14 protein-coding genes are annotated in these 15502 nt (G+C 72.1%); 7 read left to right on the forward strand and 7 right to left on the reverse strand.

What is annotated here, in order from left to right:
* Positions 1-99: 99 nt before the first annotated feature.
* The gene (locus BLT97_RS09710; protein WP_018534760.1) at positions 100-294 is read left to right on the forward strand and encodes a hypothetical protein; all 195 of its coding nucleotides are present in this window, start codon (positions 100-102) and stop codon (positions 292-294) included.
* A gap of 46 nt (positions 295-340) precedes the next feature.
* Positions 341-1918, forward strand: coding sequence for an ATP-binding protein (locus BLT97_RS09715; protein ID WP_093608412.1), 1578 nt, complete (start codon positions 341-343; stop codon positions 1916-1918).
* 32 nt (positions 1919-1950) lie between these two features.
* On the opposite strand, the gene BLT97_RS09720 is transcribed toward BLT97_RS09715, so the two are convergent.
* Entirely contained in the window at positions 1951-3450 is a 1500-nt protein-coding gene (locus BLT97_RS09720) for an SCO1417 family PLP biosynthesis transcription factor (RefSeq protein WP_093608413.1), read from the reverse strand.
* Between the two features lie 225 nt (positions 3451-3675).
* On the opposite strand from BLT97_RS09720, the gene yczE reads away from it, so the two are divergent.
* The 4 genes from yczE (at position 3676) to BLT97_RS09740 (ending at position 7167) form a co-directional block, all read left to right on the forward strand.
* The gene (yczE, locus tag BLT97_RS09725) at positions 3676-4329 is read left to right on the forward strand and encodes a membrane protein YczE (RefSeq protein WP_093608414.1); all 654 of its coding nucleotides are present in this window, start codon (positions 3676-3678) and stop codon (positions 4327-4329) included.
* Entirely contained in the window at positions 4326-5099 is a 774-nt protein-coding gene (locus BLT97_RS09730; RefSeq protein WP_093608415.1) for a glycerophosphodiester phosphodiesterase family protein, read from the forward strand. Before yczE ends, BLT97_RS09730 begins: the two co-directional genes overlap by 4 nt.
* 44 nt (positions 5100-5143) lie before the next feature.
* Positions 5144-6490 carry an MFS transporter gene (locus tag BLT97_RS09735; RefSeq protein ID WP_093608416.1) on the forward strand — a complete coding sequence of 449 codons (1347 nt, stop codon included), beginning with the start codon at positions 5144-5146 and terminating at the stop codon, positions 6488-6490.
* A 302-nt stretch (positions 6491-6792) separates the two neighbouring features.
* Positions 6793-7167 carry an RNA polymerase-binding protein RbpA gene (locus BLT97_RS09740; RefSeq protein ID WP_093608417.1) on the forward strand — a complete coding sequence of 125 codons (375 nt, stop codon included), beginning with the start codon at positions 6793-6795 and terminating at the stop codon, positions 7165-7167.
* Positions 7168-7330: 163 nt separating this feature from the next.
* On the opposite strand, the gene fxsA is transcribed toward BLT97_RS09740, so the two are convergent.
* The 4 genes from fxsA to BLT97_RS09760 form a co-directional block, all read right to left on the reverse strand.
* Positions 7331-7936, reverse strand: coding sequence for an FxsA family membrane protein (gene fxsA / locus BLT97_RS09745; RefSeq protein WP_093608418.1), 606 nt, complete (start codon positions 7934-7936; stop codon positions 7331-7333).
* A gap of 66 nt (positions 7937-8002) precedes the next feature.
* Entirely contained in the window at positions 8003-8773 is a 771-nt protein-coding gene (locus BLT97_RS09750) for a polyprenol monophosphomannose synthase (RefSeq protein WP_093608419.1), read from the reverse strand.
* Positions 8774-9375: 602 nt separating this feature from the next.
* Positions 9376-11016 (reverse strand): amidohydrolase, encoded by a 1641-nt coding sequence (locus tag BLT97_RS09755; protein WP_093608420.1) that lies wholly within the window; start codon positions 11014-11016, stop codon positions 9376-9378.
* Between the two features lie 139 nt (positions 11017-11155).
* Positions 11156-11596: an Lrp/AsnC family transcriptional regulator gene (locus BLT97_RS09760; RefSeq protein ID WP_052577377.1), complete on the reverse strand. Its 441-nt coding sequence runs from the start codon at positions 11594-11596 to the stop codon at positions 11156-11158.
* A gap of 518 nt (positions 11597-12114) precedes the next feature.
* Here BLT97_RS09760 and BLT97_RS09765 point away from each other — a divergent pair.
* Positions 12115-12552 carry a hypothetical protein gene (locus BLT97_RS09765; RefSeq protein ID WP_093608421.1) on the forward strand — a complete coding sequence of 146 codons (438 nt, stop codon included), beginning with the start codon at positions 12115-12117 and terminating at the stop codon, positions 12550-12552.
* A gap of 69 nt (positions 12553-12621) precedes the next feature.
* Here the strand turns inward: BLT97_RS09765 and BLT97_RS09770 are convergent, their stop codons facing one another.
* Both BLT97_RS09770 and BLT97_RS09775 read right to left on the reverse strand, forming a co-directional pair.
* Positions 12622-13725, reverse strand: coding sequence for a phosphotransferase family protein (locus tag BLT97_RS09770; RefSeq protein ID WP_093608422.1), 1104 nt, complete (start codon positions 13723-13725; stop codon positions 12622-12624).
* Positions 13726-13780: 55 nt separating this feature from the next.
* On the reverse strand, positions 13781-14899 hold the full coding sequence (locus BLT97_RS09775) for an Rv3169 family protein (protein ID WP_093608423.1): 1119 nt from the start codon (positions 14897-14899) through the stop codon (positions 13781-13783).
* Between the last annotated feature and the right edge of the window lie 603 nt (positions 14900-15502).

The following is a 15502-nucleotide window of genomic DNA, read 5'->3' on the forward strand; positions in this document are numbered from 1 at the left end:
TTAGCGAAATTTCACCCGGTTGCACCTTTTGTCGTATGGATACATGCTGTGAGCCTGGAAGAACTCATGGTGACTGTCCCCTCTACCAGGAGAACTCTCATGATCCTGTCCATCTCGGGTGTCGTGCTGCTGGGAATCATCGTCTTCCTCTTCTTCCGCAAGGACGGGCTCAAGGCGTCCCATGCGCTGGTCTGCGCGCTCTTCGGCTTCTATCTCGCGGGCACCGCCATCGCCCCGAGCATCAAGGCCGGCGGCGCGAGCCTGGCGAGCCTGCTCGGCGGCATCAAGTTCTGACGGCCGCACACCGGATCACAACGGATCACAACTTCAGGAGTACGACGTGGCCAGGCGACCACTTCCGCGCATTCTGACCACCGGTTCCGCCTCTCTCACGCGAAGCCGGGAACTGGCCAGAACGGCAGCCGACAGCGCCACGGACGTGCTCCATCCGTTGATCACCATCACTCGGGGACTGCGCCGCCTCGCCTCCGCAGGGCGGCGCAAATGGAGTGAGACACCGAAGGACCGCCGCGGCCCGGTCCTGTTCCTGGTGGCCTCGTGCCTCCTGGTCGTGGTCCTCATCCCGTACGGTCCGCTGCTCGCCCTGATCTCCCTGATGGCGACGGCCGCGTGGACCGGCCGCGACCGCACCCCGGTCCAGACAGGTCCGGACGAGAACCAGCTCCAGCGCCTTCAGACGCTCTACGAGGCGCTGGTTCCGTATTTCTCGGTCCCCGACGACCCGAGCCCGCTCTACGCGCACGGCGGCGAGTGGGACAAGGCGTTCCCCTCCCACGAGTTCGACGAGAGCGGCCGCATCAGCCGGCTCACGCTGCGCTACCCCGCGTACTTCACCGACGGCGAGGCCTCGTCCCGGGCCCGTATCGAGCAGGTGCTGCACGCGAAGGCGGGGCGCGGCCGCGAGTACCACTTCGAGTGGGACGAGGAGGGCAACGAGCTTACGGTCCACGTCCTCGCCCCGCTCCCGACGGACATCGCGGCCCAGCGTTTCGTGACGACGCCGGGTGAGACGGTGCTCGGCTTCACCGACGAAACGGCCGTCCAGCGCACGCTGCCGGTCGTGGACGGCGGCGAACAGCGCGACGTACCGCCGGTGGTCTGGCGCACAGGCCCCCGCTCCACCGAGCCGCACCTGCTGATCATCGGTCAGCCCGGCAGCGGCACCACGACCCTGATGCGCTCGATCGCGCTCCAGGCCCTTCAACACGGCGACGTCCTGATCGTGGAGGGCAGCGGCACGGGCGAGTACGCCTGCCTGACCGGACGGCACGGCGTGCTCGGCGTCGAGTGCGGACTGGCCGGCGCGGCGGCCTGCCTGGAATGGGCCGCGCACGAGACGGAGCGCCGCCTGATCGCGGCGAACCGCGCGCGGCAGGCCGGGCACCCGGCTCCGGAGGACACCCGCCGTCCGCTGTGGATCCTCCTGGACCGCCCCAGCGTCCTCGGCCACCTGGCCGCGGCGGACGGCCGCGAGGACCCGCAGGCCCTGCTCCAGGTCCCGCTGCGGCACGGGCGCGCGGCGAGCGTGACGGTGGTCGTGGCCGACCAGTTCGACACGATGGACGCGCTCAGCGATCCGGTACGCCAGCACACCCGGGCCCGCGTGGTCCTGGGCGCGGCCCCGATGGAGCACATCGAAGCGGTGCTCGGCGCCTCCCCGCACACCACCCCCACCCAGGACGTCCCCCCGGGCCGCGGCTACGCCCGCCTGGGCACGGGCCCGGTCCACCGCCTCCAGGTCCCGGCCACCCCGGACCCGTACGACGACGCAACCAACGACACCCAGCGCCGCGCGGTCCTCGACCTGCTGCCGGAACGGGTGGCGCCGCAGGATGACGCGGCGGAGCAGGGTGACGCGACGGAACAGGACGACGAGTTGAGCGCGAGCAACGTCTGAGCCGCGGCGGCGGCTCCACTTGGCCGGTGGCCCTACGCCACAAACGTATGCGGCTGATGCACCCCGGCCCCTGCCCCGCCCTCCACAAGTCGAGCCGCCGCCGCGAGCCGGACCGCCGCCTCCTCCGCCAGCGCGCCGCCCACCGTGAACGGCAGGCGCACGAAGCCCTCGAAGGCGCCGTCTACGCCGAAGCGCGGGCCGGAGGGGACGCGGACGCCGACCCGTTCGCCGACCTCCGCGAGGCGGGAGCCGGAGAGGCCGCCCGCGCGGACCCAGAGGGTCAGGCCGCCCTGGGGGACCTCGAAGGTCCACTCCGGGAGTTCGCGTCGGACCGCCGCGACCAAAGCGTCCCTGTTCTCCAGGGCCTGGGTGCGGCGGAGCGCCACGGCCTCCTGCCAACCACCCGTGCTCATCAGCCAGTTGACGGCCAGCTGCTCCACCACGGGGGTGCCGAGGTCCGCGTACGCGCGGGCCGCGACCAGGGAGCGGATCACGTCCGGGGCCGCCCGCACCCAGCCGATCCGCATCCCGGCCCAGAAGGCCTTGCTCGCCGAGCCGACGGTGATCACCGAGGAGCCCGCGGGGTCGAACGCGCAGACCGGGCGCGGCATCTCGAAGCCGGGCTCCAGCCACAGCTCGCTCATCGTCTCGTCGACGACCAGGACCGTGCCCGCGGACCGCGCCGCGTCCACCAGCGCGCGCCGCTGGTCGTCGTCCGGCAGCGCGCCGGTCGGGTTGTGGAAGTCGGCCACCACGTACGCGAGTCGGGGCGCAGACTCGCGCAGCACCTGGCGCCAGCGCTCCAGGTCCCAGCCCGTCAGCCCCTCCCCCATGGCGACCGGAACGAGCCGCGCGCCGGCCTCGCGCATGAGCTGGAGGATGTTCGCGTACGAGGGCGACTCGACCGCGATGCGCTCGCCGCGCCCGGTGAAGAGGTGGCAGATCGCGTCGATCGCGCCCATGGCCCCGGTGGTGACCATGATCTGCTCGGGCATGGTGGGGATGCCGCGCTCGGTGTAGCGGTCGGCGATCATCTGGCGGAGCGCCGGGAGGCCCGCCGGGTAGTCGCCGTGCGTGTGGGCGTACGGCGGCAACTCCTCCAGGGCGCCCTGGACCGCGCGTGTCAGCCACGGCTCGGGGGCGGGCAGGGCCGCGCAGCCGAGGTCGATCATCGAGCCGAGAGCCTCCGGCGGCAGCGGTTCGAGGCCCCGAGCCGGCAGCGGGTTGCCGGCCGGCACGGCGGTCCAACTGCCCGCCCCGCGGCGGGATTCGAGGAACCCTTCCGTGCGCAGCGCCTCGTAGGCGGCGGCCACGGTGGTGCGGCTGACGTTGAGGGCCTGGGCCAGTTCGCGCTCGGCGGGCAGCCGGGCCGCCACCGGCACGCGGCCTTCGAGGACGAGGGTGCGGACGCCGTCGGCGAGCGCGCGGTAGGCCGGGGGCCGACGGGTGCCGGGGCCGGCCGGGCGCGCCTGCTGCGAGGTGATGAGGCGGGCGAGCTGGGTGGAGCCCACCGCCGAAGTCCACTGCACCATTGAAACCAGTCCACCTTCCCCGAATTGGCCCTATCGGCCATCTCCTGGCAAGCCACAGAGTGTCATGTGTGGGCCTGTGAGGGCCACTGCCGGACGAGACGAAGGCCACACCGTAGGGATCGGCCGGGTCATTGGCCGGGAACCAAGGTCGGACCCATCGGCCGGGTCACCACCAGAGGGCGAGTGCTCCGCACCACTCGTCACACGACATTCGAGGGGGACACCTTGCAGCGCGGCACCCACCTGACCCGCCGCCTCGTTCAGCTCTACGCGGGCCTCGCCCTGTACGGCGCGAGCTCGGCGCTCCTGCTGCGCTCGGGCCTGGGCCTCGAACCGTGGAACGTGCTGCACGAGGGCCTGGCCGAACGCACCGGCCTGACCATCGGCGTGGTCTCCATCATCGTCGGCGCCGCCGTCCTGCTGCTCTGGATCCCGCTCAAGCAGCGCCCGGGCCTCGGCACGGTCTCCAACGTGTTCGTGGTCGGCCTCGCCATGGACGGCACCCTCGCGCTGGTCCCGGACGCCCACGGCTGGCCCCTGCGGGTGCTCGCCCTGGTCGGCGGCATCCTCCTCAACGGCGTGGCCACCGGCCTCTACATCTCGGCCCGCTTCGGCCCCGGTCCGCGCGACGGCCTGATGACCGGCCTCAACCAGGCCACCGGCTGGTCCATCCGCCTGGCCCGTACCTGCATCGAGATCGCCGTGGTCGCCACCGGCTTCCTGCTGGGCGGCACGGTCGGCGTCGGCACGGTCCTGTACGCGCTCGCGATCGGCCCACTCGCCCAGTTCTTCCTGCGCTTCTTCGCCATCCCGGGCGTGGAGTCCGGCAGCCGGGTGGTCGCCGCCGCGCCACGCAAGCGCGCGATACTGCGGTCGTGACCTCGCCGAGCACCCCGATACGCCACCCCTACCTCGACGCCGCGCCGCTCGCCTTCGCCCACCGGGGCGGGGCGGCGGACGGTCTGGAGAACACCGAGGCCGCGTTCCGCAGCGCGGTCGACTCCGGGTACCGCTACCTGGAGACGGACGTGCACGCCACGGCCGACGGCAAGCTCGTGGCCTTCCACGACGCCACCCTCGACCGGGTCACGGACACCGGCGGCCGGATCGCCGACCTGCGCTGGGCGGACGTGCAGAAGGCCCGCGTGGGCGGCCGCGAGCCGGTCCCGCTCTTCGAGGACCTCCTCGAAGCCTTCCCCGACGCGCGCTGGAACGTGGACGTGAAGGCGGATCCCGCCCTCGAACCGCTGCTGAACCTGATCCGCCGCACGGCCACCTGGGACCGCATCTGCGTCGGCTCCTTCTCGGAGGCCCGGGTCGCCCGCGCCCAGCGCCTCGCGGGTCCGCAGCTCGCCACCTCGCTCGGTACGTCCGGGGTGCTGGCCCTGCGGCTGCGCTCCCTCGGGATGCCGGCCCGGCTGCGCCGCTCGGCCGTCGCGGCCCAGGTCCCCGAGCTGCAGTCCGGGATCCGCGTGGTCGACCACCGCTTCGTGCGCACCGCCCACGCCCTGGGCCTCCAGGTCCACGTGTGGACCGTGAACGACCGGGCACGCATGGAGCGACTCCTGGACCTGGGGGTCGATGGCATCATGACCGATCACACGGGGACACTGATCGAGGTGCTCAAGGAGCGCGGGGCCTGGGCCTGACCGCGCGACGGCGCCGCCTCGATGCGGAGCGGCGAGGGGGCGCGGTGGGCACGGACACCGTCATCGAGCGCAGCGACGGCGGACAGCGCCGCCGCGAACAGCGCGGCTGGTACGTCTACGACTGGGCCTGCTCGGTCTATTCGACCAGCGTGCTCACAGTGTTCCTCGGCCCCTACCTGACGGAGATCGCCGAGTCCGCCGCCGACGCGGACGGCTTCGTCCACCCCCTCGGTATCCCGGTGCGGGCCGGCTCCTTCTTCCCGTACGCGGTGTCGGCCTCGCTCATCGTCGCCCTGGTCGCGATGCCCCTCGTGGGCGCCGCCGCCGACCGGACGGGCCGCAAGAAGCCCTACCTCGCGGCCGCCGCCTACCTGGGCGCGGCGGCCACGGCCGGCATGTTCTTCCTCGCGGGCGAGCGCTATCTCCTGGGCGGCCTGCTCCTGATCCTCGCCAACGCCTCGTTCGCCGTGGCGATGGCGCTCTACAACGCGTACCTGCCGCAGATCGCCGCACCCGAGGAGCGCGACGCCGTCTCGGCGCGCGGCTGGGCCTTCGGCTACGCCTCCGGCGCACTCGTCCTGGTCCTCAACCTGATCCTCTATCTGGCCCACGACTCCTTCGGCCTCTCGGAGGCCATGGCCGTGCGGATCTGTCTCGCATCCGCCGGCGTGTGGTGGGGCACCTTCGCCCTCATACCGCTCTCCAGGCTGCGCGACCGCCGCCGGGAACCCGCCGAGGCGGCACCGGTCTCCGGCGGCTGGCGCCAACTGCGCGCCACGCTGCGGGACATGCGCCGCCACCCGCTGACGCTCGCCTTCCTGCTCGCGTATCTCGTCTACAACGACGGCGTCCAGACCGTGATCTCCCAGGCCTCGGTGTACGGCTCCAAGGAGCTGGACCTCGACCAGTCCACGCTGATCGTGGCGGTGCTCCTGGTCCAGGTCCTCGCGGTCGGCGGGGCGCTCGGCATGGGGCGGCTCGCCCGGGTGTACGGGGCCAAGCGGACGATTCTCGGCTCGCTGGTCGTGTGGACCCTGATCATCGGCGCCGGCTACTTCCTGCCGGCCGGCGCGCCCGTGTGGTTCTTCCTCCTCGCGGCCGGGATCGGCCTGGTGCTCGGCGGTACGCAGGCGCTGTCCCGCTCGCTGTTCTCGCATCTCGTGCCGCAGGGCAAGGAGGCCGAGTACTTCTCCGCGTACGAGATGAGCGACCGGGGCATCAGCTGGCTCGGGCCGCTGATCTTCGGTCTGACCTATCAGGCCACCGGCAGCTACCGGGACGCGATCCTCTCGCTGGTGGCCTTCTTCGTGCTCGGGTTCCTGCTCCTGGCCCGCGTTCCGGTCCGCCGGGCGGTGGAGGCGGCGGGCAATCGGGTACCCGAGCGCGTGTAGCCGAGAAAAAGGTGCAGAACTTCCCCGGAAAGCAGGGGCGGATTTAACACCGGGTGACAAAGGCCGGTAGTGTACGCCTTTGGCCTGCCAGGCGTACCGTTCCTTCACGCTAAAGAAACTCAAGCGTTGGGTGACATCTCCTGCCAGATGTGACAAACCGGGCGAGGGTGGGTACAACAAGGGGCGGCTAAGACGGCGACGCGTGACCCGGACCGGGAATCTTTACCGCCGACCGGACGTTGACCGGATGACGACGACAGCGACACCTGTCCTGTGGGCGACAAGCCCGGGAGGCACGATTCATGAGTGAGCGAGCTCTTCGCGGCACGCGACTCGTAGTGACCAGCTACGAGACCGACCGCGGCATCGACCTGGCTCCGCGCCAGGCGGTGGAGTACGCATGCGACAACGGACATCGATTCGAGATGCCGTTCTCGGTGGAGGCGGAGATCCCGCCGGAGTGGGAGTGCAAGGTCTGCGGGGCCCAGGCACTTCTGGTGGACGGCGACGGTCCTGAGGAGAAGAAGGCCAAGCCCGCGCGTACGCACTGGGACATGCTCATGGAGCGGCGTACGCGGGAGGAGCTGGAGGAGGTCCTGGCCGAGCGCCTGGCCGTCCTGCGCTCCGGGGCGATGAACATTGCGGTACATCCGCGGGACAGCCGCAAGTCGGCTTAACGCGTACACACGCACGACCCGGACCGGGGGCGCGGACACTTGATGTCCGCGCCCCCGGTCCGGTTTTTTCGTGCGCCCGGCCGCCTTCCCCCACTTACGCGACCGGCCGGGTACACACCCGAAGGCGTGCACCCGGCCGGGTACGAGGTACAGGAAGGGCGGGTCAGGCGCCGATCGGCGGGTAGGGCCCGTCGTCGCGCCGCGGACGGTCCTCGCGCGGCACGTCCTCGCGGATGACCTCGCCCTGCACCACCTTGCCGTCGGGACGGTGGATCCTGGCCTGCTGGAACGCACTCTCGAAGGTGCCGGCCCCCGCCTCGGAGAGCCGCTTCTCGAAGGACTTCTCGGCCCGCGCGGCCACCGCCTTGCGCACCGGCGGCAGCAGGCACACCAGGCCGATCACGTCGGAGATCAGTCCGGGCATGATCAGCAGGAGTCCGGCGAGCATCGTCAGACCGTTGCCCCGGCTGCGCTGCCCCGTCGGCGCGGTCACGGGCTCCCCCGCGGCGGCGGCCGTCTGGGCCTGCTGGAGCGTCTCGGTCAGGCTGCGGAAGGCGCGGCGGCCCGCCCGCTTGATCACCACGGCGCCGAGCACAACGCCGGCCAGGAGCAGCAGGAAGACCACGAAGCCGCTGGTCGCCGAGGCGACCTGCATCAGCAGCCAGATCTCGAGGACCAGCCAGGCGGCGATCCCGAGCGGCAGAAACCGGCGCAGCTTCGAGCGGCCGTCGGGGCGGGTGCCCGGGCGTGGTGTCGGAGGCGTCGTCATGCCTCCAGTCTGCCCTGTGCCGTATCCGTACGGCGTAAGGGAGAGATCAACGAGGACGGGCCGGGCTCAGCGGGACTTGCCGCGTCCGAGCACCTTGCCGGTCCGCTCGGTCACGCCCCAGGCGGTGACCCGCCACAGCGCCTCGACGAGGATGTCGCGGCTCATCTTGGAGTCGCCCAGCTCGCGCTCGACGAAGGTGATCGGGACCTCGACCACGTGGAAGCCGGCCTTCACGGCCCGGCGGGCGAGGTCGACCTGGAAGCAGTAGCCCTGCGAGGCCACGTCGGCGAGGCCGAGGCCCTCCAGGGTCTCCTTGCGGAAGGCGCGGAACCCGCCCGTGACGTCGCGGATCGGTACGTCGAGCATGAGCCGCGAGTAGAGGGAGCCGCCGCGCGAGATGAACTCGCGGGACTTGGGCCAGTTGACCACGCGGCCGCCCGGCACCCAGCGCGAGCCGAGCACGAGGTCGGCGCCCTTCAGGGCGGTGAGCAGCCGGGGCAGTTCCTCGGGCTTGTGCGAGCCGTCCGCGTCCATCTCCACGAGGACGCCGTAGCCGTTCTCGATGCCCCACCGGAAGCCCGCGAGGTAGGCGGCGCCGAGGCCTTCCTTGCCCTTGCGGTGCAGCACGTGGATGTGGTCGTCCTCGGCGGCGAGCTCGTCGGCGAGTTTGCCGGTGCCGTCGGGGCTGTTGTCGTCGGCGACCAGGATGTGCGCTTCGGGCACCGCGGTACGTACGCGGGCCGTGATCGGCTTGACGTTCTCGGCCTCGTTGTACGTCGGGATGATCACCAACGTTGCGCCGAGCGGGCCGTACTCCCGCTGACCGCCGTCCTTCACTGCGTGCCCCTTAATTCCAAAAGCGGATGCTCCACCATAGTGCTGCCCGCGTCCCGACCTGCTGGTCCGGGGTTGGGTGTCGCGAGGCGCGAGCGACAACGGGCGGGTCCGGGACGGTAGCGCGGCGGGGAAGCGGAACGGTACGACCGCGCGTGCCAAGAACGGGGCCGCGGTGCGGGCCGAAGCATCATCGCGGTGCGGGAAAGGGACCCGGTGCCCTTCGGGCCGACCTGGGACCCGCTGGCTGCGGATCGACCGAAAGCCGTTGTCTACTGAGCATCCGGGCCCCACCCGGGTCGCACCAATCCGGTGGAGTGTCACCTGCGTTCGCCCCCGAGGCGCGGTCGCTGGGCCTGGCTCCCAGTGGCGGGGTGCCGGTGCGGCACTCCGCCCCCATGACCCAGCCGCGCTCGACGACTGCGTGGAGGTGTCCCCGCCGGACGTCCTGTGGTGGACCCGGCCGAAACTACCCGCCCCACGCGCCCGTCTGTCAACACGCCTGCCACCTGCGGTGTTGCGCGGTATCGCCAGCTCAGCGCCGTGATCACGGGGCCGATCGGCGACCGGCCGGCCACCGATCGGCGTCACGCCACTCCGGACCGTCACTCATTAGGCCGTACGAACACCGTCCGGCCGCCGACCACCGTCTCCAGGCAGACCGGCAGTTCGGCGCCGGGCGACAGGTCGGGGAGCCCGGGGGTGCCCGAGCGCGGGTCGGTGGACCAGCGGGCGACCCGGTCGTCGGGCGCCTGCACGATCAGTTCCTGCGCCTGCCAGATCGCGTAGTCGGCGGGCGCGCCGGGCACCAGCGTGCCGGCGTCGTCCCGGCCGACGGCGCGCCAGCCGCCGCGGGTGTGGGCGGTGAAGGCGGCGCGGACGGACACCCGGTGCTCGGGCGTGCGGTGGAACGCGGCGGCGCGGACGGTGCCCCAGGGGTCGAGCGGGGTGACGGGGCTGTCCGAGCCGAAGGCGAGCGGGACGCCCGAACGCAGCAGCGCGGCGAAGGGGTTGAGGGTGCGGGCCCGCTCGACGCCGAGGCGCTCGGCGTACATGCCGTCCTCGCCGCCCCACAGCGCGTCGAACGCGGGCTGCACGGAGGCCGTCAGACCGAGCTCGGCGAAGGCGGCCACGGTGTCGGGAGTGAGCATCTCGGCGTGCTCGACGCGGTGGCGTCCGGCCCGTACGCGGGCGAGGCCCACCTTGTCGGCGGCGGCGCGCAGGCCCGCGACGACCGTGCTGACGGCCGCGTCGCCGATGGCGTGGAAGCCGGCCTGGATGCCGGCCTCGGTGCAGGCGAGGACGTGTGCCGCGACGGCCGCCTCGTCGAGGAAGGCGGTGCCGGTGTGGGCGGCGTCCGCGTAGGGCTCGTGCAGGCAGGCCGTGTGCGAGCCGAGCGCGCCGTCCACGAACAGGTCGCCCGCGGCGCCCAGCGCGCCGAGGTCGCGGATGCGGTCCGCGTCGGCGGCCGACTCCAGAGCCTCGGCCCAGTAGCCGACGACGCGCGGCCCGATCTCCTCGGCGGCGAGCGCGAGGAGGCCGGTGAGGTCCTCCGCGGAGGAGATCTCCGGGCCCGCGCACTCGTGCACGGAGCCGATGCCGAGGGAGGCGGCACGGCGCAGGGCGGCGCGCTGGGCCTCGGTGCGCTGGGCGGGGGTGATGGCCTCGTGGGCCGCGCGGCGCACCGCGTGGTGCGCGTCCTTGGTGAGCGGGGCGTCGGCCTCGAAGCCGGGCAGGTCACGGACGCCGGGCACGAGGTCGAGCAGGGCGGTGGTGGCCACCGCCGAGTGGACGTCGATCCGGGTCAGGTAGAGCGGACGGCCGCCCGTCGCCTCGTCCAGTTCGGTGCGGTACGGGGCGCGGCGCTCGGGCCAGCGGGCGGCGTCCCAGCCGTGTCCGAGCAGGACGCGGTCGCCGGGCCGCTGTGCGGCGTACTCACGCACCCGGTCCAGCGCCTCGCGCAGGCTCTGAGCGCCGGACAGGTCGAGGCCCGTGAGGGCGAGCCCGGTGGAGGTGGTGTGCACGTGCGCGTCGGTGAACGCCGGGGTGACCAGGGCGCCTTGGAGGTCCCGCACCTCGTCCACGCCCTGCGCGAAGGCGTCGGCCGCTCCTTCGGACCCGACCCAGGCGACGTGCCCGCGCTCGACGACCATGGCGGTCGCGAAGGGGTCGGCGGGGCTGTGGACCTCACCGCCGCGCAGCAGCACGGTGCGGTGGTCGGGGGCGCTGGGGTTGCTCTCGCTCATGGGGAACAGTCTCGCGCCTCGGACGGGACGATCCGGACGCGGGTCCCCCGTAGAGACGCGGGTCCCTTGTAGAGACCCGAGGTCCCCCATAGAAGGACGCACGGACCACGAGAAGTCCCGCGCGCGCCGCCGGGGCGGGTCAGATGCGCGGCGGGCGCGCCTCGTACGGCGTGGAGAGGCAGACCGTCGTACGCGTGGAGACCCCGGCCAGTGCGCGGACGCGGCCCAGCAGGTCCTCCAGCTCCAGCGGGGTGGAGACGCGCACCTTGAGGATGTAGTTCTCGTCGCCGGCGACGCTGTGGCAGGCCTCGATCTCGGGGACCCCGGCCAGGCGCTCGGCGATGTCGTCCGGGGCGCTCGGGTCGAAGGGCTTGACCGAGATGAACGCGGTGAGCGGCAGGCCCACGGCCTCCGGGTCGACCACGGCCGCGTATCCGCGGATGACGCCGCGCTGCTCGAGCCGGCGCACCCGCTGGTGCACGGCGGACGTGGACAGGCCGGTGGCCTTGCCCAGGTCGGTGTAGCTCATCCGCCCGTCCTTGACGAGCAGCTGCACGATCTGGCGGTCGAGGTCCTCCATGGCGCAGAACCTACAGGGCCGTGATCCACGGGGATACCTGGGTCACGCATGCGATGGCGCACGCTCCGCGGGGCCGCAGACCGCCGAAGGTCCCGTACGGGCCGGGCGAGATGGGGCCGAACGGCCGTGGCGGAGGGTGCGGCGGGAGCCGGACGCTGGGAATGTCCCCTGCGCGCCAGGACCGGGGCCGCGCAGCAAACCCTGGGCAGGTGTCTCCTTACGATGCGACGTACCAGCGTGATCGCCGTCGGCGGTCTCTTCGTGCTCTGCGTGGGCTTCATCGGGTTCTGCGCGGTGCAGTACGCCGCCGTGATGGGCAGCCTCTGAACGCGGGCCCCGCGTACGGGAGGTCCGAGCGGTCCGCAGCGTGTGCGCCTCTCGTAACCTTTCTGTGACGAACACCACACCCCCGAAACCGTGTCCTCGCGCATGGCGTGGTTACGGCGACGAGCAGGCGGGAAGTGCTTGCTGTGGTCGAGGCCGCAGCGCCTTGTCGGCCCACCCGAGGGGGAGTACCCATGCAGAACCTGAAGCGCCCCGGTCGCAGTGCCCGCAGCAAGCAGCAGGCACCCGTCGCGACCGAACCGGAGGGCGTCGAACCGGTCGGCGACGAGAACATCGAAGAGCCGGACGCCTACGACACGTTCGAGATGTACCGGGTGATCTGCCCGGACTGCGAGCAGCCCATCGCGCTCCTCGCCGACGAGGACGTTCTTCCGCAGCACGCCAAGTGCCCCACTCCGTGGAACCCGTTCGGGCTCACCACCTGCTCCGGCACGGGCCGTCCCGCCGCGGACGCGCGCCCGGCCGACGAGGGCTTCGAGGTCCAGGAGCAGGACACCGCCCTGCTCCTGACGCTCCCTCAAGGGCTCGACTGGCGGACCCAGCCCTTCTCGCACGTGGGCGGTCCCGGCTCGCGTCCGATGAAGCGCTCGGGCCTGCGCCGCGCCGCCTGACGCGGCGGCGCGCGGGCTGACGGTCCGTCAAGCCACCGGGCAGATCCGGCGATCCGCCCGGTCCAGGCCTCAATCCCAGTAGCTGCCCTGCACCATGGCCGCCAGACTGGCGTGGTGCAGGATCAGTTTGTCCACGTCCTTCGGGTCGTCGGGGACCGTCACCTCACCGAAGTGGACCTGGCGGTAGGCGACGCGGAGCATCACGACCGCGTGCCGCAGGGCGGCGTACAGCGTGTAGAAGTCCATGTTCTGCGGTGTGTGGCCGGTGAGTTCGGCGTAGCGCGCCTCGATGCGGTCGCGGCGGAGGAACTCCGGCAGGCCCTCCTGGCCGAAGCTCACCGTGAGGTCCTGGAAGAAGCGGTGCAGGTACACCGTCCAGCCCAGGTCCACCTCGCGCGGCGCGAGTGCGGCCATCTCCCAGTCGAGGACGGCGGCCGGTTCGAAGCCGTCGTAGATGATGTTGCCGATCCGGGCGTCGCCCCAGTTGAGGACCGGTTCACCCTCGTCCGCGGGCCACAGCTCCTCCAGGCGGTCGAAGGCCGTCTCGATGAGGGGCGAGCGGGCCACGTCGCGCACCACCCAGTCGTAGTACGCGCGCTGGGCCTCCACATGCCGGCGCAGGGCGCTGCCGTCGCCGGGGAGGGCGAGGAACTCGGCCTGCTCCGCAGGGAATTGGTCGTGCAGTTTGGCGAGCAGCGTGATCGAGGCCGCTTCGAGCCGCTCGCGTTCGGCGTCACTCGCGGCGTGCAGCCAGTTGCCCTCGTAGGTGTAGGGCATCACGTCGGGCGGGACCCGGCCCTCCTTGCGCTCCATCACGAAGAAGGGCGCGCCGAGCGGACCGGGGTCGAGCTCCAGCCACTGCACCTTCGGCACGGGGAGTTCGGTGTGTTCGCCGACCAGGCGCATGACGCGGTGCTGCCGCTCCATGTCGTAGACCGGGAAGATCGTGTACGCCCCGGGGTCGGCCGCGAGCCGCAACGCGCAGGCGGCGAGCGGGGGTTCGGGGTGCTCGATGTCGAAGAGCAGGGTCTCGCTGGACATGCCGTTGGACGCGGGGACCGTGACGTTCACCACCTTGGCGCCGGGCAGCCGTTCACCCAGCCAGGCCGTCAGGCGGCGGCCGAGTTCCTCCGGGTCGCGGGTGGTGGTGCGGGGGCGGGGTGCCGTGGCCATGTCTAACTCCTCTCGCCGGTACGGGTGTTGGGCGCGTCGGGCAGGTCGCGGGCGCTCACGGGGCGACCGAGTCGAAGCCGGTGAAGCCGGAGGGGACGTGGCGGCCGAAGCTGCCGTGCTCGAAGATCCCGTAGCCCGTACGGCCGTCGAGAGTGAAGCGGGCCGCGTGGTCGATCACTCCGTACGCGGCCAGCGGGTGCGCGGAGGGGTCGGAGAGGTCGTAGGTGCGCCGGTCGGTCCAGCCGTGGCCGCGCCAGGTGCCGTGCTGCCAGTCGTCGGCGGGCGGATAGCCGGCGCCGACGGCGAGCGGGATCGAGGTGAGGCATTCGACCGTCAGCTCCAGCGGCTTGCGCGAGGGGTCCGTGAGGTGGACGACGGCGCGTTCGGGGTGGCGGGTACCGGCGCGGTAAGTGATGTCGGTCTGGGGCCAGCCGAGTTGGATGTCGCGTTCGCCCTCGCGGAGGAGCACGGCCTCGTTGAGGGTGCGGTAGCCGTCCGCGTCCTCCTGGGCGATCACCATCACGAAGCGGTCGTCGAAGCGCACGGGGATCCAGAGCCAGTGGAAGCCCTCGGTGCGCTCCTCGGCGGCGATCCGGCCACCCTCCTCGCCGGGGATGGGCCGCACGCCCCAGCTGCGGTCGCGGGTGCCGGTCCAGGAGTCGCGACTGACGGTGATCTCCTCTCCCCCGGCGCGGATCGTCCCCTCGGGCCGTCCGCCCTGCACGAAGCGGCGCCCCTCCAGCGTGAGGCGGTCGCCCTTGCGCTGGGTGTGGTGCGGTTCCCAGACGGCCGGGAAGTCCGCGGTCCAGGTGAGGTCGTACGAGAGCGAGTCGGGGCCGTCGGCCGCGCACTCCAGGCGGATGCGCTGGAGCGGCTCCTCGACCGTGATCCTCAACGGGCCGACTTCGAGCCGCATCCGGTCGTCCCCGAGTGCGTCGGACGCGCGTACGGCGTGCAAAGTGTCGCCGATACGCAAGGTGGCGTACGCGTCGATCACCCCCATGTTGGGGTAGACCCCCAGACCGAGGATGAGCAGGAACCGGCCCTCGTGGTCGAAGAGATGGAAGATGCAGCGGTCGTACGCGTTGCGGTCGCCGGTGGCGACGTGCTTCATCGAGAGCGGGACCTGGTGCACGGGATACTCGTCGAGCGGTACCGGACGGTCGTCGGCCACGGCAATCCTCCCTGGACACACGGTGGTTGCAGGGCGCGCCCCCTGCGGCGGAGTTGACGGTACGTCAGATACGCCGCGGTGGGCCATACTCGTGTCACCGCCGATCAGGGCGCTCGGCGGGCGCGCCCTCTGTCACCGCTCACCGCGCCCGGGCCACCCTCCGAACTGACCCTCGAATAGCGCCGGGGGTGTCCTGGAGGCTTTTGCCGCGTTGGCCCGGCATGACCCCCTTGCACGAAGCAATCGGCCGGCGCAGGCGCACGCTCTACGTTCCCTCGGCGGGAGAATCGGTTCAGCAGAACGCCGACCGCGGTGGCGTCCGTGCGTCGGACCCGCCCATCTACCGGGAGCTGCTGCGGCATTGGGCGGGCAAGGGCAAGACGCTGCCGGGTCATCGCGACCCGGAGTGGGCGCGGCTCACGGCGCCGATCGTGCGGCCGGGGGAATTCGGCTCGGGTGAGCCTTTCGGCACGGCGGAACTCTTCGGGGCGGCCGACCCGTTCGGGCCGGCGGCGGGCACGGGTGCGCGCCCGCCGCGCCAGTACACCCCTGGCCCGGGGCAGTTCGGTGAGTCCCGGGAGTCGCGCGGGCAGTTCGGAGAAT

Origin of the sequence: Streptomyces indicus, from assembly GCF_900100315.1 — a bacterium.
GTDB lineage: Bacteria > Actinomycetota > Actinomycetes > Streptomycetales > Streptomycetaceae > Streptomyces > Streptomyces indicus.

Coding starts and splice junctions, on each gene's coding strand:
- BLT97_RS09720 (WP_093608413.1), bottom strand. CDS start 3,450: ATGGTGCAGTGGACTTCGGCGGTGGGCTCCACCCAGCTCGCCCGCCTC.
- BLT97_RS09760 (WP_052577377.1), bottom strand. CDS start 11,596: ATGGAGGACCTCGACCGCCAGATCGTGCAGCTGCTCGTCAAGGACGGG.
- BLT97_RS09740 (WP_093608417.1), top strand. CDS start 6,793: ATGAGTGAGCGAGCTCTTCGCGGCACGCGACTCGTAGTGACCAGCTAC.
- fxsA (WP_093608418.1), bottom strand. CDS start 7,936: ATGACGACGCCTCCGACACCACGCCCGGGCACCCGCCCCGACGGCCGC.
- BLT97_RS09765 (WP_093608421.1), top strand. CDS start 12,115: ATGCAGAACCTGAAGCGCCCCGGTCGCAGTGCCCGCAGCAAGCAGCAG.
- BLT97_RS09710 (WP_018534760.1), top strand. CDS start 100: ATGATCCTGTCCATCTCGGGTGTCGTGCTGCTGGGAATCATCGTCTTC.
- BLT97_RS09755 (WP_093608420.1), bottom strand. CDS start 11,016: ATGAGCGAGAGCAACCCCAGCGCCCCCGACCACCGCACCGTGCTGCTG.
- BLT97_RS09770 (WP_093608422.1), bottom strand. CDS start 13,725: ATGGCCACGGCACCCCGCCCCCGCACCACCACCCGCGACCCGGAGGAA.